General features: G+C 43.8%; 20 protein-coding genes and 3 tRNA genes. 15 read left to right on the forward strand and 8 right to left on the reverse strand.

Features of this window, described 5'->3' with window-relative positions; translation table 11 throughout:
* Positions 1 to 5: 5 nt before the first annotated feature.
* The 3 genes from clpB to rluD form a co-directional block, all read right to left on the reverse strand.
* Complete coding sequence (gene clpB / locus SPUTW3181_RS16330; protein ID WP_011790406.1) at positions 6 to 2579, reverse strand: ATP-dependent chaperone ClpB; 2574 nt, start codon at positions 2577 to 2579, stop codon at positions 6 to 8.
* Positions 2580 to 2777: 198 nt separating this feature from the next.
* Complete coding sequence (gene pgeF / locus SPUTW3181_RS16335) at positions 2778 to 3512, reverse strand: peptidoglycan editing factor PgeF (RefSeq protein ID WP_011790407.1); 735 nt, start codon at positions 3510 to 3512, stop codon at positions 2778 to 2780.
* Positions 3513 to 4487: a 23S rRNA pseudouridine(1911/1915/1917) synthase RluD gene (rluD, locus tag SPUTW3181_RS16340; protein ID WP_011790408.1), complete on the reverse strand. Its 975-nt coding sequence runs from the start codon at positions 4485 to 4487 to the stop codon at positions 3513 to 3515.
* 122 nt (positions 4488 to 4609) lie between these two features.
* Here rluD and SPUTW3181_RS16345 point away from each other — a divergent pair, with 122 nt between their 5' ends.
* From SPUTW3181_RS16345 to SPUTW3181_RS16365, 5 genes are all read left to right on the forward strand, one after another.
* Positions 4610 to 5371 carry an outer membrane protein assembly factor BamD gene (locus SPUTW3181_RS16345; RefSeq protein ID WP_011790409.1) on the forward strand — a complete coding sequence of 254 codons (762 nt, stop codon included), beginning with the start codon at positions 4610 to 4612 and terminating at the stop codon, positions 5369 to 5371.
* 218 nt (positions 5372 to 5589) lie between these two features.
* A tRNA-Phe gene (locus tag SPUTW3181_RS16350) sits at positions 5590 to 5665 on the forward strand.
* Between the two features lie 54 nt (positions 5666 to 5719).
* Positions 5720 to 5806, forward strand: a tRNA-Leu gene (locus tag SPUTW3181_RS16355).
* Positions 5807 to 5874: 68 nt separating this feature from the next.
* Positions 5875 to 5961: transfer RNA gene (locus SPUTW3181_RS16360), tRNA-Leu, on the forward strand.
* 161 nt (positions 5962 to 6122) lie between these two features.
* Entirely contained in the window at positions 6123 to 7748 is a 1626-nt protein-coding gene (locus SPUTW3181_RS16365) for a methyl-accepting chemotaxis protein (RefSeq protein WP_011790410.1), read from the forward strand.
* 21 nt (positions 7749 to 7769) lie between these two features.
* On the opposite strand, the gene SPUTW3181_RS16370 is transcribed toward SPUTW3181_RS16365, so the two are convergent.
* Both SPUTW3181_RS16370 and SPUTW3181_RS16375 read right to left on the reverse strand, forming a co-directional pair.
* Positions 7770 to 8480 carry a pseudouridine synthase gene (locus SPUTW3181_RS16370; RefSeq protein ID WP_011790411.1) on the reverse strand — a complete coding sequence of 237 codons (711 nt, stop codon included), beginning with the start codon at positions 8478 to 8480 and terminating at the stop codon, positions 7770 to 7772.
* 61 nt (positions 8481 to 8541) lie between these two features.
* On the reverse strand, positions 8542 to 9174 hold the full coding sequence (locus tag SPUTW3181_RS16375) for a helix-turn-helix transcriptional regulator (RefSeq protein WP_011790412.1): 633 nt from the start codon (positions 9172 to 9174) through the stop codon (positions 8542 to 8544).
* A 146-nt stretch (positions 9175 to 9320) separates the two neighbouring features.
* Here SPUTW3181_RS16375 and SPUTW3181_RS16380 point away from each other — a divergent pair, with 146 nt between their 5' ends.
* From SPUTW3181_RS16380 to SPUTW3181_RS16390, 3 genes are all read left to right on the forward strand, one after another.
* Positions 9321 to 9935, forward strand: coding sequence for an NADPH-dependent FMN reductase (locus tag SPUTW3181_RS16380; RefSeq protein WP_011790413.1), 615 nt, complete (start codon positions 9321 to 9323; stop codon positions 9933 to 9935).
* 56 nt (positions 9936 to 9991) lie between these two features.
* Positions 9992 to 10408 carry a VOC family protein gene (locus tag SPUTW3181_RS16385; protein WP_011790414.1) on the forward strand — a complete coding sequence of 139 codons (417 nt, stop codon included), beginning with the start codon at positions 9992 to 9994 and terminating at the stop codon, positions 10406 to 10408.
* Between the two features lie 194 nt (positions 10409 to 10602).
* Positions 10603 to 11073, forward strand: coding sequence for a YcxB family protein (locus SPUTW3181_RS16390; RefSeq protein WP_011790415.1), 471 nt, complete (start codon positions 10603 to 10605; stop codon positions 11071 to 11073).
* Positions 11074 to 11126: 53 nt separating this feature from the next.
* Here the strand turns inward: SPUTW3181_RS16390 and SPUTW3181_RS16395 are convergent, their stop codons facing one another.
* Positions 11127 to 11690 (reverse strand): acetate uptake transporter, encoded by a 564-nt coding sequence (locus tag SPUTW3181_RS16395; protein ID WP_011790416.1) that lies wholly within the window; start codon positions 11688 to 11690, stop codon positions 11127 to 11129.
* A gap of 762 nt (positions 11691 to 12452) precedes the next feature.
* Here SPUTW3181_RS16395 and SPUTW3181_RS16400 point away from each other — a divergent pair.
* From SPUTW3181_RS16400 to SPUTW3181_RS16420, 5 genes are all read left to right on the forward strand, one after another.
* Entirely contained in the window at positions 12453 to 12689 is a 237-nt protein-coding gene (locus SPUTW3181_RS16400) for a hypothetical protein (RefSeq protein WP_011790417.1), read from the forward strand.
* Between the two features lie 378 nt (positions 12690 to 13067).
* The gene (locus SPUTW3181_RS16405) at positions 13068 to 13934 is read left to right on the forward strand and encodes a MipA/OmpV family protein (RefSeq protein WP_011790418.1); all 867 of its coding nucleotides are present in this window, start codon (positions 13068 to 13070) and stop codon (positions 13932 to 13934) included.
* 5 nt (positions 13935 to 13939) lie between these two features.
* Entirely contained in the window at positions 13940 to 14353 is a 414-nt protein-coding gene (locus tag SPUTW3181_RS16410; RefSeq protein WP_011790419.1) for a DUF3019 domain-containing protein, read from the forward strand.
* Entirely contained in the window at positions 14353 to 15066 is a 714-nt protein-coding gene (locus SPUTW3181_RS16415) for a response regulator (RefSeq protein ID WP_011790420.1), read from the forward strand. Before SPUTW3181_RS16410 ends, SPUTW3181_RS16415 begins: the two co-directional genes overlap by 1 nt.
* Positions 15067 to 15075: 9 nt before the next feature.
* Positions 15076 to 16344 carry an ATP-binding protein gene (locus SPUTW3181_RS16420; protein ID WP_011790421.1) on the forward strand — a complete coding sequence of 423 codons (1269 nt, stop codon included), beginning with the start codon at positions 15076 to 15078 and terminating at the stop codon, positions 16342 to 16344.
* An 86-nt stretch (positions 16345 to 16430) separates the two neighbouring features.
* Here SPUTW3181_RS16420 and SPUTW3181_RS16425 read toward each other — a convergent pair whose 3' ends face one another.
* Positions 16431 to 16736, reverse strand: coding sequence for a DUF1289 domain-containing protein (locus SPUTW3181_RS16425; RefSeq protein WP_041408241.1), 306 nt, complete (start codon positions 16734 to 16736; stop codon positions 16431 to 16433).
* Positions 16737 to 16910: 174 nt separating this feature from the next.
* On the opposite strand from SPUTW3181_RS16425, the gene SPUTW3181_RS16430 reads away from it, so the two are divergent.
* Positions 16911 to 17447, forward strand: coding sequence for a DUF4136 domain-containing protein (locus SPUTW3181_RS16430; protein ID WP_011790423.1), 537 nt, complete (start codon positions 16911 to 16913; stop codon positions 17445 to 17447).
* Between the two features lie 75 nt (positions 17448 to 17522).
* Here the strand turns inward: SPUTW3181_RS16430 and cysM are convergent, their stop codons facing one another.
* Positions 17523 to 18401: a cysteine synthase CysM gene (gene cysM / locus SPUTW3181_RS16435; RefSeq protein ID WP_011790424.1), complete on the reverse strand. Its 879-nt coding sequence runs from the start codon at positions 18399 to 18401 to the stop codon at positions 17523 to 17525.
* Between the two features lie 211 nt (positions 18402 to 18612).
* Here cysM and cysP point away from each other — a divergent pair, with 211 nt between their 5' ends.
* Positions 18613 to 19620 carry a thiosulfate ABC transporter substrate-binding protein CysP gene (gene cysP, locus SPUTW3181_RS16440; RefSeq protein ID WP_011790425.1) on the forward strand — a complete coding sequence of 336 codons (1008 nt, stop codon included), beginning with the start codon at positions 18613 to 18615 and terminating at the stop codon, positions 19618 to 19620.
* The last annotated feature ends 78 nt before the right edge of the window (positions 19621 to 19698 follow it).

The raw sequence follows: 19698 nt of genomic DNA on the forward strand, positions 1-19698 counted from the left end.
ACTGGTTATTGCTCGAACACTAACTCGCCACCCGCACAGCTGACCTTGATCGGTTTACCCGGCAACAAGTCACCACGCAGTAATTTCTGCGCCAGCGGGTTTTCGACTTCTTGCTGCAATGCCCGTTTCAACGGTCTTGCACCATACACAGGATCGAAACCAATTTCCGCAATCAATGATAATGCCTCGTCGGTGATCTCCAATGTATAGTCCTTTTCAGCCAAACGTTGGCGTAAGGAAGCAATTTGTATCGAAGCAATACGCTTGATATTGGCAGCATCCAATGGATGGAACACCACAGATTCATCGATGCGGTTTAAAAACTCGGGTCTGAAACTGTGAGTCACCACATTCATTACCGCTGCTTTCATCTCTGCATAGGTCACTTGACCAAATCCTTCTTGGATAATGTCGGAGCCTAAGTTCGAGGTCATGATGATCACTGTATTTCTAAAATCGACAGTACGACCTTGACCATCGGTTAAGCGTCCATCATCAAGCACTTGCAGTAAAATGTTAAACACATCGGGATGCGCTTTCTCGACTTCGTCAAGCAATATCACCGAATAAGGTTTACGACGAACGGCTTCCGTTAAGTAACCGCCCTCTTCATAACCTACGTATCCTGGAGGCGCACCCACTAAACGCGATACTGAGTGTTTTTCCATAAACTCAGACATATCAATGCGCACTAAAGCCGATTCGGTATCAAATAAGAACCTCGCCAGTGATTTACACAGCTCAGTTTTACCTACACCCGTTGGGCCTAAGAACAGGAACGAGCCAATCGGGCGATTTGGATCAGCCAGACCCGCGCGGCTACGACGAATCGCATTCGCGACCGCATCGACGGCTTCGTTTTGGCCGATCACACGCTCGTGCAGCGCCACTTCCATTTGCAGTAATTTTTCACGCTCGCCTTCCAGCATTTTCGATACGGGTATTCCCGTCGCTTTCGACAGTACTTCAGCGATTTCGAACTCAGTGACCTTGTTACGCAATAACGTCATGTCCTGCATTTCGGCTTGCGATGCCAAATCAAGCTGTTTTTCAAGCTCAGGAATACGACCGTATTGCAACTCAGACATCCGAGTTAAATCACCCGCACGACGCGCCACTTCTAAGTCCATTCGAGCCTGTTCGAGATCGGCTTTAATATGCTGAGTGCCCGCTAATGCGGCTTTTTCAGTACGCCAGATTTCGTTCAACTCTGACGCTTTCGCTTCAACGTCACGTAATTCCTCTTGCAGATGGTCAAGCCTGCGACGACTCGCCTCATCATTTTCTTTGGCTAACGCTTGCTCCTCCAGTTTGAGCTGGATAGCACGACGTTCGAGCCTGTCGAGTGACTCAGGTTTTGAGTCCATCTGCATACGGATGCTCGATGCCGCTTCGTCAATCAAATCGATCGCCTTATCGGGTAACTTACGGTCCGACACATAACGGTGCGACATAGTCGCTGCCGCCACAATCGCCGGATCGGTAATTTCCACATGATGATGCAGCTCGTAACGTTCTTTCAGTCCACGCAAAATGGCGATAGTGTCTTCAACGCTTGGTTCATCCACCAGCACTTTTTGGAAACGTCGTTCAAGCGCCGCATCTTTTTCAATATACTGACGATACTCATCGAGCGTTGTCGCACCCACACAGTGCAAGTCACCACGCGCTAACGCAGGTTTGAGCATGTTACCCGCATCCATTGCGCCTTCACCTTTACCGGCACCAACCATAGTATGCAGTTCGTCGATAAAGAGGATCACTTGACCTTCTTCCTGTGACAACTCATTAAGTACCGCTTTTAAACGCTCTTCGAACTCACCACGATATTTAGCACCCGCAATCAATGAGCCCATATCGAGGGATAAGACACGCTTATTTTTAATCCCCTCGGGGACTTCACCATTAACGATACGCTGGGCAAGTCCTTCAACAATCGCCGTTTTACCGACACCCGGTTCACCGATAAGGACAGGGTTGTTTTTACTGCGACGTTGTAACACTTGGATCGTGCGGCGAATTTCATCGTCACGGCCAATCACTGGATCTAACTTGCCTTGTTCGGCTCGCTCAGTGAGATCGATAGTAAACTTCTTCAACGCTTGGCGTTGATCTTCGGCATTGGGATCATCGACATTTTGGCCGCCACGCACTTGTTCAATGGTTTGCTCCATTAACTCTTTCGTTGCTCCGGCTTTTTTCAACGCCTGAGCAAGGGCATCGCTGCCTTCTAATGCCGCCAACACAAATAGCTCGCTAGAGATATATTTGTCTTTACGCTTTTGCGCTAACTTATCACACAGGTTTAATAAACGGATTAACCCTTGGGATAACTGCACATCGCCGCCAGTTCCTTCAACTTGAGGTAAGCGTTCTAACTCTTGACTCAAGAGCGATCGCAGCGCACTAACACGAATACCCGCTTGGGTTAATAAGGGATGGATTGAACCAGAATCCTGGTTAAGCAGTGCCATCATCAAATGTAGCGGTTCGATAAACTGATGATCACGCCCAAGAGCAAGTGATTGGGCATCTGAGATGGCAAGCTGGAATTTATTGGTCATACGATCGAGTCGCATACAGCCTCCTAAAACTCACATATTAGATATATGCCAATCCACCAGATACCTTACCAAATGAACGGCTTTGAATTAGCGTGTCAAATGGAGAGTTCAAAATAGGATTGGTATTACATTTCGTTAGTTAAAAGATGGGGGCTATTTAGCCAAATTCAAGCGAATAACACGCAAATAAATACAAGCTGTAAGGGAATTAGCTTAAGACTTAAGCCAGATCAATGAAGCCATGCGTCCCGTCACCTTATCGCGACGATAAGAGAAGTAATCCGTGTCGCTGACTGTGCAGATATCTGCGCTATAAATAGGGTTTATCCCGAGTAAACTCAAGCGTAATTTAGCCAAGCCAATAATATCGGCAAGATACTTGTTACCACTTGGAATAAAACACGCTGCCGACTGTAGATGTAAAGTACAAAAGGCTTGCTGTACTTCAACGCCGACTTCAAATTTTTGTGGACCAATAGCCGGGCCGAGGTAGGCAATCAACTCATCCATAGGTGAACTAAACTGCGCCGCAGTTGCCTCAATCACGCCATCACACAAACCACGCCAACCAGCATGAGCCGCAGCCACTTCGGTTCCCGCTTGATTACACAGCAACACAGGCAAACAATCGGCGGTCATCACAGCGCAAACTCGTCCAGCGGTTCGGCTGTAACTGGCATCGGCAATCGGTGTATCCGCAGCATGAGCTAAGCTCAGCGCGTCTAAATTAAGCACATGAGTACCATGCACTTGCTCGAGCCAGACAGGCTCGGCGGTTAACGCTAATTGTTTGCAGAGTAAGTCACGATTAGCCATCACCCGCTCTTCAACATCACCGACATGCAGCCCAAGATTGAGACTATCATAGGGATGTACGCTCACACCGCCATGACGATTTGTCATAGCGATGCCAACATTAGCAGGAACAGGCCAATCGTGATTAAACATTTACAAATACTCGATCGGATGTTCGACCGTGTCTTGACGCAGTGCTTTCGTTAAAATCACCATGTCTTCAGGAATTGGCGCTTGCCAACTCATGATTTCACAGCTCACTGGGTGCGCTAATTCAAGACGCACAGCGTGTAGCGCTTGGCGTTTAAAGTTTTTCAGAATTTCAAAAAACTCTGGGCTCGCGGCCTTTGGTGGTTTCGGACGACCACCATAAACAGGATCGCCCACTAATACGTGGCCAATGTATTCCATGTGCACACGAATTTGATGCGTACGACCCGATTCAAGGCGCAATCTTAAACGCGTGTGATTACGGAACTTTTCGGCAACCCGATAATGGGTAACGGCTGGTTTACCAGAGTGATGCACCGCCATATGAGTGCGTTTGGTTGGATGACGGCCAATCGGCTCATCAACAGTACCGCCACCTGTCATAGTCCCCATCACAATCGCTTCGTATTCACGAGTGATTTCACGGGCCTGCAAAGCAGCCACTAAATGGGTTTGTGCTTCAACCGTTTTGGCCACTACCATCAAACCTGTCGTGTCTTTATCGAGACGGTGCACAATACCCGCACGCGGCACATGCTCAATATCGGGACAATGGTGTAAAAGCGCATTCATTAGCGTACCATCAGCATTACCAGCACCAGGGTGCACAACTAATCCTGCTTGCTTATTGATAACAAGGATATGATCGTCCTCATAGACAATATTTAGCTCGATGGCCTGTGCTGCTGCATGCACTTCTTCCTCAAGAGTTGCAGCAATTTCAATCTGTTGTAGCTCGAATACTTTCTCGCGAGGCTTATTAACAATTACCCCGTCAACATAAACTGCATCAGATAGGATCCATTCCTTGATGCGCGTGCGCGAGTAATCTGGGAACAACTCAGCTAGTGCCTGATCTAATCTCAGGCCAGTTTGTGTTGCCGAAATCTCGCTTTTTAGATTAATCTCTTGTGTCATAGGAACCGTATCCCCATTTAGGGGTCAAAAAATGTGTGCTATCTGTTACAATCGGATGTTTTCTATTTTATAGTGAAATGGAAAAATTCTTAACTACAACTTAAAAAGAATTGAATTCAAGTATGTATAAATTTTCCAAAGGCGTTACCTTAGTCCTATTTTCACTAGCGTTATCAGCCTGTAGCAGCAGCCCTGATGATAGCGATATTGCAGCCAAAACCTCACCTGATGTGCTTTATTCTCAGGCAAGAACCTCCATGGAGCTTGGTAATTACGCTAAAGCTGTCCGTTCTTTGGAAGCGCTAGACTCTCGCTTCCCTTTCGGACCGCATAAAACCCAAGTCCAATTAGACTTGATTTATGCTTATTACAAAATGGATGATGTCGCTTCTGGTATCGCCAATATAGACAGATTTATCCGTCTTAACCCAACCCATCCTAATATCGACTATGTCTACTATATGCGAGGACTGGTCAACATGCAGGCTGATAACTATCTATTCCATGATATGTTGAGTATTGATAGAACTGACCGCGATCCTAAAAATGCCCAAGATGCCTTTAAAGATTTTGACCGTTTAATCAAAACCTATCCTAACAGCAAATATGCTGCTGATGCACAAAAGCGTATGTTTTCGCTGAAAAATCGCTTGGCAAAATATTCAATTCAAGTTGCCGAATATTATCTCAAAATGAACGCTTGGAGCGCCGCGGCAATCCGAGCTCAATCAGTACTAGAAACATATCCTGGCACCCCTTCAACAGAGCGGGCCTTAGAAATAATGATAGAAGCTTACGGCGAATTAGGTCAGAACCAGCTGAAGCAAAACGTGCTCATGGTAATGCAAGCTAACTATCCAAACAATGAAATCTTATCAAACTAGTTAAGAATGCCCCTTTGAAGGGGCATTCTTTTTAGATATGTTCATCCTTTCTAACTAACGAAGTCATGCGTCTTTATCGATTTTTAATCTGCCCGAATGAGTAATAGTACAGCGTAATCCCTTATTCGAGTAAAACTTATGCAACTACACCCATTTTTAGGTTATTTAGTAAAAATCTATTGACTCAAAACCCGAAAAGCCTTTAAATTGCGCCCGTCGCCCGAATAGCTCAGTCGGTAGAGCAGAGGATTGAAAATCCTCGTGTCCCTGGTTCGATTCCGGGTTCGGGCACCATCTTTAAATAGGTTGCGATAGCCACTTATGTTAGAGAACTGCGATAGATACAGTGCAGGTGTGGTGGAATTGGTAGACACGCCAGCTTCAGGTGCTGGTGCTCGTAAGGGCGTGGAGGTTCAAGTCCTCTCACCTGTACCAAATTGCAGTTCAAAAGTTAAGATTCACAGTGTTAAGATTGTCAATTCGATGAAATATCGAATAGCCATGCAGATGTGGTGGAATTGGTAGACACGCCAGCTTCAGGTGCTGGTGCTCGCAAGGGCGTGGAGGTTCAAGTCCTCTCATCTGTACCAACATTAAACCTCGCTAAGCGAGGTTTTTTTGTATCTAAAATAAAATTTTCCTCCATTTCTCTTTAACTCCCGCAAGTTTGCTATAACTAATCTTACAGACTCATCATAGGGATAGCTTGAGCTCTGCCCAAAGGACTCATTTAGTTCACAGAGGCATCCATATGAACGGCCTACAAATTAAACAAAAAATGTTTATCGGTATTTTAGTTCCACTAATCATGCTCCTTATGATCGGTTTTATTGCCGTAAATATGATGGGAAAAATTGAGGTTGGTGTCGAACGTATCTACAACGACAGAGTGGTTCCACTTGATGACTTAAAAGTCATTGCTGATAAATATGCGGTAGATGTAATTGATGCCGTCAATAAGACCAATGCTGGCGGTTTGAGCGCATCGGATGGTGCAAGTGCACTTGAAAATGCAAAATCAACCATTACTCAATATTGGCAAAAATATTTAGCGACGGAGCTTACTTCAGAAGAATCAGTCTTAGCAAAACAAGCTGAGGCACTCTTTGCGCCTGCAAACCAACAGATAAATACCCTTACTGCACGCTTAAGAAGTTTAAACGGTAATATCACAGGCCAACTGAACGACAATATTATGCCGCTCTACCACGCGATAGACCCCATCAGTGGCAAAATATCGGAGCTAATTGCATTACAGATCAAAATTGCAGGACAGGAAAAAAATACCGTTAAAGACATTTATCAATCGTCTATTACGATTTTCATCATCTTATCGGCTATTGCCATGTTAATCAGTATCTTAATTGGCCTATGGGTTAACCGCAGTGTCATGAACCCTATCAGCGATATAGTAAATAAGTTAAGGACCATCCATCAACATTCCGATCTCACCATTAAGTTTAAGACCTTCAATAATGATGAACTTGGGCAAATCTCAACTAGCCTAAGCCAAGTGATTGAGCACTTAAGAGGTATTTTGAATTCCATTGCCGAAGCGGCAAATACCGTTAATCACTCAGCAACCGATCTTAGTAGTTTTACTCAAGCAACCAATAAACGTATGCAACAGCAACAAGCGGAGACAGAGCAAACTGCCACAGCAATGAACGAAATGACGGCAACCGTTGCAGAAGTCGCCCAAAGTGCGGCTGCAGCAGCCGATTCAGCCAAAGATGCAGATACCTATGCTGCCAACGGTAATAGTATTGTGATGCAATCCATTGACAGTATGTCGCAGCTTTCCGATCAAATTCAAAAAACGGCAAAAGTTATCGGCTTTTTGGCTAATGAAAGCCAAAATATTGGCCGAGTGCTCGATGTGATTAAAAGTATTGCGGAGCAAACTAATCTACTGGCATTAAACGCCGCCATTGAAGCCGCTCGCGCGGGGGAACAAGGTAGAGGCTTTGCTGTCGTGGCCGATGAAGTAAGAACTCTTGCCCAACGTACCCAAAAATCAACCCAAGAAATTGAAGCCATGATAGCGACACTACAGCAGGGCGTAAAAGAAGCGGTAAGTGCCATGGAAATAGGTATTCATCAGGTGGATGATGCCAATGATAAAGCTAATCAGGCAGGTCAAGCGCTCAAAGAAATTGTCACTTCTGTTGATAGCATCACGGAATTAAATACCCACATAGCGACCGCAGCAGAAGAGCAAAGCAGTGTAGCAGAGAGCATTAATCGCAGCATTATTGCCATTAGCGATATTGCCGAACACTCTACAACATCGGCGGCTGAGTTAAGTGAGTCGGTGATAAATTTAACAAAACTCGCCAGCAGTATGCGCAATCAAGTCAGTGCCTTTAAACTCTAATTTAGAGAACAGCCTCTGAGTTTAGATTTTTATGCAAGCAATCTCAGCCGCGGTGAGAGTTCGACTCTCACCAGGTTGAAGCTGTTCATCTAACACTATGTCACCAATGGATAACCGATGTAGACCAATCACAGGATTACGAAATCGGCCAAACATACGCTTTATTTGATGGTATTTACCTTCTTTTAACGTCACTTCAGCCAAATGGGAATCGAGGATAACCAGTTTTGCGGGTTGAGTCGTGATATCTTCAAAACCAAAATACATACCTTCAGCAAATGCTGTTACATAATCATGTGTTAGTGGATTTGCAAGCGTCACACGATACACTTTATCGACTTTTTCTGTTGGTGACATAAGCGCCTCGGACCATCGACTATCGTTAGTCAGGAGCAATAATCCAGAAGAATTTAAATCCAGTCGACCCGCGATATGCAATTCGTGCCGATATTCATTATCAAGTAGGTCGATTACCGTCTTATGTTGGTTATCCTTAGTCGCACTCACCACGCCAACAGGCTTATGTAACATCATATAAACCGGAGTATTGGCCTGTAAAACTTGATCATCGAGTTGGATATGGGAAAACTCATCCACTTGTCTGTCCATCTCTTTAACAATCTGCCCATCCACTTGCACACGCCCAGATAGCAGTAAATCACGCACTAATTTGCGGGGCATCTGCATCTTCGCGCTTAAATATCTATCGAGTCGACCACGTTTAGATTGCATGTTGCCTCAAACACCATAAAAAGAACAAACGCTCACTGAGTATACCGTCTTAACAAGGCGTTTATGGTACTTGTGGGGTGAGTGACACAATTCGATATGCACAACGGCGTGCACCTTCGATAATATGCTCTTCTCGATTCACGGTGGCGATATCTGCAAATAGTTGCTGAAATAATTGCAACTCTGAGCGGCAAAAATTTAAACAATGTGTTGCAGCAGCGCAGATAGGACAATGATTTTCGAGTAGAAAATACACTCCATCGATTTGCTCCATCGTCGCCATATAACCTTCGTTCGAGCGTAATTTCGCAAGTATGGCCAAACGTGTCGGAATATCAGTAGCACCTTCCATTGCGGCACGATATTGGACTAACGCACTTTGCTCCCTGTGACCGATAAGCTTATCCAAGCCTTGGTCGCCAAAGATCATTTTTACCGAGTCAATCAGCTGTACCGTCAATTCCTCATGGCGATCGGCAAAGTGAGTGCGGCTTTGCTCAGTCAAGCCCCAGTAACGTGTTGGGCGACCGCGACCTTCAACTCTATCCTCAATATCCACATCACCCATATCTTCCAAAGCCTGAAGATGTTGACGCACCCCCATAGTTGTTAACGCCAATTCCTCCGCTAAGGTTTTAGCGGTGAGCGGGCCATGCAACTTGAGTAATTGAACAATCTTATCAGTGGTTTTCATTTGAAATCTCCAGTCTTCGCAACGGATTATCCCCCATTCGCCCGCTCTTTAACAGATTAAATAAACTTTTTTATTTACTTTATCCTTTACAAGATTAAATAAAGCAATTACCTTACAAATAATTTATAAACAAATAGGTTTACTTAATGAAGTTACTCATCATCAGCACCAGCCAAAGACCCGATTCACAAAGTGCTAAAGTCGGTCGTTATATCGCGGAAAGCAGTTTCTCATCGCCCCATACTATGGGTTACGACACGATACATCACTTAGAACTATGCCTGTTTAATCTGCCCTTTTGGGACGGAGAAGAAAACAACAAAGGTGAACACTGGCCCGAAATAGAGCACAGAGTCGATGAAGCCGATGCGCTAGTGCTGATCACCCCGGAATGGGGCGGTATGGCATCACCATTACTGAAGAACTTTTTGTTGATGTGTACTCGTGAAGAAACCGCCCATAAACCCACCTTGTTAGTATCAATATCGGATGGTATTAGCGGTACCTACCCTATCGTTGAACTAAAAATGAATGCACTTAAAAATAATAAATTAGTGCCCATCCCCGATCACTTAATCATTCGCAATGTCAGCCATGTACTCAATGCCATCCCTGAGAGTGCCCGCGATATCGCGCTTAGGGAAAGAGTGCAATACAGCTTATATATGCTGCATCAATACGCCCAAGCATTAGCCCCCATTCGTGAACAACATGCCAATCAAGCGTACCCCAAACAGCAGGAATACTGTTACGGTATGTAAGCGGCTTGAGATTTTAACCACCAACGACAGACTAAAATCATTACAAGGAACGCATTATGATTCATTTAGAGCATATCAATTTAGTGGTAGACGACATCCCTGCAGCACTTCGCTTTTATCAAGCGGCTTTTCCCCACTGGCGCGTACGCGGGGGTGATAAAGGCACTTGGTACGGCAAACCGCGTAATTGGATTCATTTTGGCGATGATTATCAATACATTGCTTTTAGTGACAATGGTGAAGGTGAAAACCGCGATTTAACGGGTCACCAAATAGGCCTAGCGCATTTTGCCTTTGTGACCGACGACTTAGATGCTGTGATAGCAAGACTGACCCAGGCAGGTTTCCCTATTGCTAAAGATGGCATGGAAGACCCCTATCGACGCAATATTTACTTCTTCGACGCCCATGGGTTTGAAGTGGAATTTGTGGAGTATTTAAGCGATATTCCTGCAGAGCGCAATCGTTATTGATGCATAACAGCGGAGGATCTATATCAACTTTCGGCTCAAATCATAAATAATTTATCGATATGATTGGGCTTTATCGGCATAAGTGGATAAATAGGTCCACTTTGCCATCATGCACTCACGCTTAAAGTCGTTACTTTGAAAGCGGAAATCGCTACACTAGCCGCCACAAAGCGAGTTTCTAATTAGATAACACTATGCCTACGCCTTATTCCTATTCCACAACTTATATCCTAGATAAAGCGCATTTTGATGAATGTTATACTCAATCTGTCACCCCAGATCCCACACTTAAACCCTATTACAAAGGGATTGGGCTGGTACTCATAGGTATCGCGCTTATCTTCACCGACATTAGCCTGTATTTAGCTTACTTCTTCGTAGGGTTAGGCGTTATCGAGGCGCTGAATGTGAAATACCATAAAGCTTGGTGGCTGATGCGGCAAATGATGAGTAAAGCGGCCAGTAATGACGTTACCCTAACCATTGATGAACAGGGTATTCGCACTCAATCACAATATGTTAATAGCCAAATACTGTGGACGGATATATACCGTATTAACGAAACTGAAAAAGGTTTTTTGATCACCCATAAAGCAGGCACCAGTTATATCTCTTCAAGCTGTTTAGATGACTCAGCTATCGCTTACATAAAAGCCAAAAACTGAACAAAAAAGGCTGATTTTCATCAGCCTTTTGTCTATTGCCTCGGATCGAAATATTATTTTCTCAACTCACCAATCGGCAATATAGTACGGCCATATTCATTGTTCAGTACTTGTGCCATCGCAAAATAAATTGCGCTAGCACCACAAATAATGCCCTCAAACCCTGCAATAGTGCCAATTAGGGCATTACCCGTAAAATCTCGAGCGGCGAGTAGGAAGAACAATACCGTAAGTGAAGCAAAAACAAATTGCTTAGCCCTTGGGTATCGTAATGAACCCACAAACATAAATGCTGTAAAAATACCCCAAAGCGTCAGATACCATCCCATAAAATAGGTTGGGCTCGCCGCAACGCCCGCATTCGGCATCAAAATTAATCCAACAAGGGTTAACCAAAACAAGCCATAGGATGTAAAAGCCGTGGTCCCAAAGGTATCCCCACGCATAAAACACATAATGCCAACAATGACTTGACCAATACCACCATAGAATATTCCCATGGCTAAGATCATAGAGTCTATCGGGAAATATCCCGCATTATGAATATTTAACAGAATCGTCGTCATACCAAAACCCATTAAACCTAATGGGGCTGGATTAGCCAGTTTTGTCGACACTACCGTTCTCCTAGAGAGTCACTAAATTGATTAAAATCAAAATATTAATAAAATACATCACACTTATCTGTTTCTGTGAGCGGCGCATTTTAGTAGACATAAACATGACTCGCAACGTAAAGTTTAAAACATCAAGAAAATCAAAAATAATCAATAAATATCAATCAATTACGAAATAAATAAAATAAAAATTAGCATTTCAACATTCTAATTAATAAATATTCTTTTTAGATTCAAATAACTACCGTAAACCCTAGTCAGAACGTGCTTTAGATCGCGATTCTTACGCAATATTTGCATTGGTTCAAAATTTACTTTTTTAGCGATACCAAATATAAGATCAAGCGTTTCTATAAACAGGGATATTTATTAACTTCATCCCAATAAAGTAAGAAAAACGACATAAACCGCACTTTTGACAAAATAGTAACCATTGAATAACGACTGCAGATGGAACTTTTCGCATGCTGCTAACTCAATAGCTTAAAGACAGCGAATGCATAAAAATGAATTATGGGTATAGTCAATTGGAATAAGGTAGATGTGGCAGTATGATGACAACAGCCTGTAAATAGTCTGAGAAATACCCCAAAGTATGATGTCGACTTACGAGCACAGCACGGAAAAATTCACTCACCAAATTAGCTAAAAATTATTTATATCTAAAAAATAATAGCAGTGATAAATTGCTGCTGTTGGCACATTGAATTAAGAGAACAAATCTTAGTCTGTTGTTAACAATCAATAACTAAAGGAAATAAAATGAAGAAGTTATCAGCTCTTATCACTCTTTCGGTATTCGTTAGTTTTGCACCATTTGCCAATGAATCTCCGCTCCCCCCTGCCCCTGCGTCCGACGTTGCCCAGTTGACAGAGGTATGTCAACAGATGGCATCTGAAGATCAAATAGACAATGCTGAATTACCACAATATGTGCTCGATTGTGTAAACGATCAATTGACTGAAATGGGCTATCAAACGATTAAAGAACTCAACTAAACTTGACTCATTCGCTTCCTTTAGCGTGATCCTATACATTTAGCTTTCACTGCTTACTACCGTGCCATTCATCCTATTGAATGGCACAATATTTTGTGAAACGGGCGCATTTTACACAATTCTCACATCAATAACGCCTCAAAAAGACACAAAATAATAACAAAAATTAACATTCAGGGCTGACGACATCACCACGTAAAAATGGGTGGGGGTTATATTTTTTTCATTTATATACAGTGAGTTACAAAAAACTCATTGCTACTATTCATCTGACATCTGTATCATTTTGCATCCATACTAGCTAAACCTCTGTCGAATGAAGCATAAAATGCTAATCTCTTTTCTACTTATCACGACTTCGACCCATAACGCTTAATCATGTATCGTATTTTACTTATCCTGCTAATCACCCTCGGCATCCCCTTAGTAGGAATGGCGAAAGAGACATGCTCTACGAAACATGAGTGTATCGAAATGCGGAATTGGGATTTAGGTATAGCTATCGGATGGGGGCAAAAAACCAATCCATTAAAGGATTTTGACGATATCCCAGTATTTTTCATCCCAACAGTCGCTTACTACGGCGAGCGTTGGTTTTTCGATAATGGCAATATTGGCTACAGTTTAACTGAACAAGAATATTTTAGTGTTAATGTAGTGACAAGTTATAGCTTGGACAGAGCCTATTTTTATCGCTGGGATCCTTCAAATGTCTTTCTTGCTCGCAGCTCGCAAACTGCAACCAATTTTACAGATCGTCCTGCACTGAGTATTAGCAGTGAGCCTGAGCCTGTCTTTAATTCATTAGAATCGCGCCACTTTACTATGCTCGGTGGTATAGAAGCCTTTATTTATAGTCAATTAGGTACAATCAGATTGGCATATTCCCACGATATGTTCAGTGTACACTCTGGCTCAGAGGCACAAGTAAAGTGGACTTATGGTTGGCATGTAAATCAATGGATTCTCGATTTATCCTTAGTCTTGGATTGGAAAAGTCAAAATGTCGTGGATTATTACTATGGTATCCGTCCAAGCGAAAATGCCTATTGGAGCCAGAAATATCAAGCCAGTTCAGGTTGGAATAAAGGTGCTGAAGCCACGGTACGCTATATATTAACAGATAATTGGGATCTGCTATTGGCAGTTCGTTATACTCAAATTTCCGATGAAATTGCCGCCAGTCCCTTGCTTGATAAAGACTACAGCAGCACGTATTTTGTTGGCGCAGCCTATAGGTTTTAACATTAGTGACTCCCCCTCAGATTAACTTGCTTTGTGTGTTAACTCTCTGCTTGGGTTTAATTGGGAGCAATAACGCACAGGCAAAATCTGATAAGCACAATAATCTGAAAGTGACACCAGAAATTTGTATTACCAGCAATGATGAGCAAACTTGTGAGATCACGCTGGAATTACAGTGGGAACTCTCTAACGATGAGCTCGTTTGCATTTTATCCGACAATCCAGCTTATCCAAAATGGTGTAATGATTCGCTCAATCAGCGCACTGTCAATATTAAGGTAAGCACCTCGACTGATATTCAATTTGTCATGGTGAGTAAAGAGAGCAATCAAACCTTGGCAGGTGCCAAACTTAAAATCACGTCAGCTTCACAGCCTCAGGTGCGCAGACGTTACCGTAACCCTTGGAGTTTATTTTAATGACCAGCCCACAAGCATCCCACAGAGTGTTATTGGTTGAAGACGATGTCCGTCTGGCAAATTTAATCGTCGATTACTTAAAATCCCACGGCATGCATGTCGAAGTGGAACGCCGCGGCGATACTGTTTTAACGCGTTTAATCAACTATAAGCCCGATATCATACTGTTAGATATTATGCTGCCAGGCATGGATGGCCTGAGCCTGTGCGAAAAATTACCTGACTATTTTGCAGGTCCAATACTGTTGATGAGCGCGCTTGGTTCGACTGAAGATCAAATCAAAGGATTAGAATTGGGCGCCGATGATTATGTGGTCAAGCCCGTTGATCCTGCGCTATTAGTGGCAAGAATTCACAACTTACTACGCCGTCAAAATCAACCACCACAGGCCGAATCCCATTGTTTAACCTTTGGCAAACTCAGTATCGATCCGCATACCCATGCCATTAGACTTGACGATAAAGAAGTCGATTTAACCAGCCACGAATTTGAGCTGCTATGGTTGCTGGCCTCACAGGCGGGACAAGTGCTAAGTCGCCAGTACATATACCAGCTACTGCTCAATATTGACTTTGACGGTAAAGATCGAAAAATCGATGTGCGGATCTCAAGACTTCGTAAAAAACTCAACGATAATATTGAGACACCTTTTAGAATTAAAACCGTTTGGGGACAAGGTTATCTATTTGCCCCAGAAGCTTGGAATAACTAAGTTACTACAGTGAAACGTCTCTTTATCAGCTTATATTTATTATTAAGCCTGAGCATTCTTGGCATCGGCTGGACACTCGACAGTCTGTGGCAAAAAAATGTGGATGACAATAATGCCCTCGATGCGCCGTTAGTGGCATTAGCGCAATTATTAGCTCAATTGCCTCCCGATACCCGCCAACGGTATCTGGAGGCGATCCCAGCGAATCCGGTGATGCCACTGCAATTACTCAATGCAGATCAAGTCGCGCTGGCAGATAATCAAGCGTTAAGCACAAGCAAGGTGTTCACCACCACGGCCAATGATGATAGCTTGCTGCAATTTATTCGAGTAGACGATCAAGTCTTAATGGCGGGGCCGCTGGACATAGATCCCAGAGCCAACCTTCGCAGCCTGTTCACCCTGTTCTTTTATTTATCACTCGCCCTTGTTGCGCTAATTTGGGTCGGCCCGCTTTCACGGGATTTGAGCATACTGCGTAAGGCCACCAAAGAATTTGGCGAAGCCAAATGGAACACTCAGATTAGCCTGTCAAATCGATCACAAGTCAAACCATTAGCCGATACATTTAACGAAATGGCGCGCCATATCAGCGCCTTGATTGAGAACCAAAAACACCTCTCTAATGCGGTTTCCCATGAGATCCGCACGCCTCTGGCGAGGCTCAAATTCGCTCTTGCACTTATGCCTATGTATTGCCAGCCAGATTCGGACGAACAGAAGCGACAAGACTTTCTCGACGAAATGCAGCTCGACATCAAAGAAATGGAAGACTTACTTCAAGAACTGCTAACCTACGCCAGCTTAGAGTCCCAGCGAGAAGGAATTCAATTAGACGAATACGATTTAATTAACCTTATCAATCAAAGCATTAAGCGTCTAGAAACCTTAAGTCCAACGCCTATAACGCTCAAGGCCGAAGTCGAAAAACTCCCCTTATTCGGAGAACCCGCATTAATCGAACGGGCGCTACAGAATTTACTGACCAATGCACAACGCTTTGCCCGCACTGAAATCATCATTGAGGTTAAGCAGACCCTGCATAGGGTCAATTTAAGTGTGAGTAACGATGGCGAATCTATCCCTGCGGTGGATTTACCCAAAGTGTTCGAGCCATTTTATCGCAGCCAATCGGTGCAGAATGGTAATAAAGGGCACGGTTTGGGACTGGCGATCATCAAACGTATTATGCAGCGCCATCAAGGGGATGTAAGCGTCGTCAGCGATACGCTACATACCCGCTTTAGTTTAATCTGGCCAAAGAAACGTAAGCAGTGATAAGCATTAGGATTAGATAAACAAAAGTCACTCATGCATCTCACTCGCAAATGTAAAAAGCGAGTTAAACAAGCTAATTCAACCTATTAGTCTAGCTCGATGTCCCCAAAATCCAGATCGGCTTCTGGCTCAGGCTCAAAATTCAGCTGTGGATTTAACGCTGCACTTTCTTGCTCTATTTGTGCTTGCCTTGCTTTCATCATCGCTAACTGACGACGACGTTTGCGTTGAGTACACAGGCGAATAACATCGTATTTTTGCGCATCTGAAAAGGTTAACCAATTGAATCTTTCGTCACGGCTTCGCAGGCAACCATTACAGTAACCGCGCGCATCGGTGGCACACACACCGATACAAGGACTGGGGATCTCAAAAAAGGCTAACTGTTCCATCACCTGCTGCGATTCCTCACTAAAAATCAACCATACTCAACACAGCGCGCTAAGACGATGCCGTTTTATTGCATTCAAAGCGATTCAAATACAACATGCTTATCTAAAAGTACTTGCAGTAACAACCTTAATCAAGGCACATTGAACAGAGTTTGTACAACTTGGAGTTCTATCATGGGATACCGTTACCTTGCCATACTATTGAGTGCTTTAGTGTTATTAAGCGCTTGTAGCAGTAAACCGAAAAACGATTACGATCTCAATTACGACTTCGCCGCACTACGCAGCTTTACCCAGCTCACACCACAGCCAACGGACGATCCGCTAAGTGCCCAGCGTATTCAAACAGAAATCAATGATCAATTGACTCAAAAGGGTTTTGTTGAAAATACAACATCACCCGATTTTAATGTCACCTACGCCTTACTGACCCAAGATAAGCCCAAAGATTCAGGACTATCCATTGGATTAGGCACTGGTACATTCGGAAGTTCGGGCGGGATTGGAATAGGTACCAGTGTTGGCGTTCCACTGGGGAGTGATACTGCTAAAATTCAAACCATTCAGATAGATATTGTGGACCCGAAGACAAAAAAGTTGATTTGGCGTGGGAGCGATAGTTTTGATTTTGATACTGGTGGCGATAAAAAAGCTCAAGATACGGCCAAAGCCGTCAGCCGAATTTTGACGCAGTTCCCACCCCAAAAATAATCAGGTTAAAATGGGCGTATCTCCGCCCATTTTTATTTCATATCACTTAATTTTTTTGGAGTAAAAGTCTAGAACTCAGGAAAAAAGCCCTGACGAAAGATAACGATCGCCCCTGTCACAAACAATCGCTACGACTACAGAATCCGGATATTGTTTAGCTATCTCCAGTGCTGCAAACACAGCACCGCCCGAACTGACCCCTGCACAAATCCCTTCTTCCCGCGCTAAAGTCCTCGCCATGGCTTTTGCATCTTGCTCTTCAATATCCATGACGACATCAACACGGGATGCATCAAAAATACCCGGCAAATACGCCTGCGGCCAACGCCTAATCCCAGGAATAGCACTGCCATCGGCGGGCTGAAGGCCGACGATAGTGATATCAGGATTACAAGTTTTAAGGTATTTAGACACGCCCATTATGGTGCCCGTTGTCCCCATGCTGGACACAAAATGGGTAATCTTGCCTTGGCTTTGTTGCCAAATCTCAGGGCCTGTCGTGAGGAAATGCGCATTAGCGTTATCTTGGTTATTAAATTGATCCAGCACCTTACCTTTACCCTCGGTTTGTAACCGCAATGCCAAATCCCGCGCGGTTTCCATATTATCCACCAGCATGAGTTCTGCGCCATAGGCTTGCATCGCATCCTTACGCTCCTGAGTCGAGTTTTCCGGCATAATCAGGATCATCTTGTATCCTTTGATGGCCGCCGCCATCGCGAGCGCAATACCAGTATTACCACTCGTTGCCTCAATAAGCGTATCACCAGGGCTTATCTCTTGGCGAAGTTCGGCCTGAATAATCATATTAAGTGCAGCGCGATCTTTTACCGAACCAGCGGGGTTATTGCCTTCCAACTTTAACAGCACAGTGGAAGTACCACAGTCAAGCCGCTGCAAGCGAACTAACGGAGTTTGCCCAATACAGGCTTCAATTGTCGGGAAGTCAGACACAAGGGTTATCCTTTACTTGATAAAACAGCTAAGCAATAGCCTATTCTAAGTGGGTTATCTCTCACAAACACGGTGAATATTGTTTATAGCATAAAATAAATCGCTCATAGTTATTCAAAAAAGTTCTATATGAATGGCTTTTTATAATTAATTAATTCTACTAATCTACAAGTCATCACGCTGATCAAGTTGCCAGATTAAGGAGTTTAAAATGTCCGTAAAATTGATAAAGGCCCTGCTGGGGACCCTCGTTCTGGGAACCTCGCTCAATGTAACCGCCGCAGATCAAACCCTGCTTAATTCCTCTTATGATATCGCACGGGAATTATTTAATGCCTATAACCCGGTTTTTGCCAAACACTGGCAAGAGCAAACAGGTAAAACCGTCGAGATTAAACAATCCCATGCAGGATCATCTGCACAGGCACGCTCGATTCTGCAGGGATTACCCGCAGATGTGGTGACCTTTAATCAAGTGACAGACGTACAAGTGCTACACGATCGCGGTAAATTGATCCCCGAAAATTGGCAACAATTACTGCCTAATGCCAGTTCACCTTACTATTCCACCATTGCCTTTTTGGTGCGTAAGGGTAACCCAAAGCAAATCAGCGACTGGGGCGATTTAGCGAAAGATGACGTTAAGCTGGTATTTCCTAACCCAAAAACCTCTGGTAATGCTCGCTACACTTATCTAGCCGCATTAGGTTATGCCCAGAAAAACCATGGTAAGGATAATCAGGCGGAACTGGATCAATTCCTGAAAAAGTTCCTCGGCAATGTGGCTGTATTTGATACTGGCGGCCGCGGTGCAACCACTTCCTTTGTTGAACGTGGGATCGGTGATGTATTAATTACCTTTGAATCGGAAGTGAACAACATTCGTCAGCAATATGGTACGGATGATTACCAAGTGGTTGTACCCAAAACCTCAATTCTGGCAGAGTTTCCCGTTGCTGTGGTTGAAAAAAATGCTAAGCGTAACGGTACATTAGAGATAGCAACTGAGTATTTGAACTATCTCTATAGTGAAGAAGCACAGCGACTACTGGCAGGATTCAACTATCGCGTACACAACGAAAAGGTTCAGGCAGAATTTGCTAAGCAGTTCCCTACGGTTGACCTTTTAACCGTTGAGCAAATCATCGGTGGTTGGGATAATGCAATGGAGACTCAATTTGCCAATGGTGCCAAACTGGATCAGTTATTAAAGCGTTGATATCACCTTTAATATAGTAAGATATCAACCTAGAACCCGGGCAAAGTCCCGGGTTTATCGCTAATTGGCATTTATCAA

Source organism: Shewanella sp. W3-18-1, assembly GCF_000015185.1.
Lineage (GTDB): Bacteria > Pseudomonadota > Gammaproteobacteria > Enterobacterales > Shewanellaceae > Shewanella > Shewanella putrefaciens.

What these genes read in the sequence shown, in the direction of transcription:
- clpB (WP_011790406.1), bottom strand. Translation starts at nt 2,579, where the DNA reads ATGCGACTCGATCGTATGACCAATAAATTCCAGCTTGCCATCTCAGAT.
- pgeF (WP_011790407.1), bottom strand. Translation starts at nt 3,512, where the DNA reads ATGTTTAATCACGATTGGCCTGTTCCTGCTAATGTTGGCATCGCTATG.
- rluD (WP_011790408.1), bottom strand. Translation starts at nt 4,487, where the DNA reads ATGACACAAGAGATTAATCTAAAAAGCGAGATTTCGGCAACACAAACT.
- SPUTW3181_RS16345 (WP_011790409.1), top strand. Translation starts at nt 4,610, where the DNA reads ATGTATAAATTTTCCAAAGGCGTTACCTTAGTCCTATTTTCACTAGCG.
- SPUTW3181_RS16365 (WP_011790410.1), top strand. Translation starts at nt 6,123, where the DNA reads ATGAACGGCCTACAAATTAAACAAAAAATGTTTATCGGTATTTTAGTT.
- SPUTW3181_RS16370 (WP_011790411.1), bottom strand. Translation starts at nt 8,480, where the DNA reads ATGCAATCTAAACGTGGTCGACTCGATAGATATTTAAGCGCGAAGATG.
- SPUTW3181_RS16375 (WP_011790412.1), bottom strand. Translation starts at nt 9,174, where the DNA reads ATGAAAACCACTGATAAGATTGTTCAATTACTCAAGTTGCATGGCCCG.
- SPUTW3181_RS16380 (WP_011790413.1), top strand. Translation starts at nt 9,321, where the DNA reads ATGAAGTTACTCATCATCAGCACCAGCCAAAGACCCGATTCACAAAGT.
- SPUTW3181_RS16385 (WP_011790414.1), top strand. Translation starts at nt 9,992, where the DNA reads ATGATTCATTTAGAGCATATCAATTTAGTGGTAGACGACATCCCTGCA.
- SPUTW3181_RS16390 (WP_011790415.1), top strand. Translation starts at nt 10,603, where the DNA reads ATGCCTACGCCTTATTCCTATTCCACAACTTATATCCTAGATAAAGCG.
- SPUTW3181_RS16400 (WP_011790417.1), top strand. Translation starts at nt 12,453, where the DNA reads ATGAAGAAGTTATCAGCTCTTATCACTCTTTCGGTATTCGTTAGTTTT.
- SPUTW3181_RS16405 (WP_011790418.1), top strand. Translation starts at nt 13,068, where the DNA reads ATGTATCGTATTTTACTTATCCTGCTAATCACCCTCGGCATCCCCTTA.
- SPUTW3181_RS16415 (WP_011790420.1), top strand. Translation starts at nt 14,353, where the DNA reads ATGACCAGCCCACAAGCATCCCACAGAGTGTTATTGGTTGAAGACGAT.
- SPUTW3181_RS16425 (WP_041408241.1), bottom strand. Translation starts at nt 16,736, where the DNA reads ATGGAACAGTTAGCCTTTTTTGAGATCCCCAGTCCTTGTATCGGTGTG.
- SPUTW3181_RS16430 (WP_011790423.1), top strand. Translation starts at nt 16,911, where the DNA reads ATGGGATACCGTTACCTTGCCATACTATTGAGTGCTTTAGTGTTATTA.
- cysP (WP_011790425.1), top strand. Translation starts at nt 18,613, where the DNA reads ATGTCCGTAAAATTGATAAAGGCCCTGCTGGGGACCCTCGTTCTGGGA.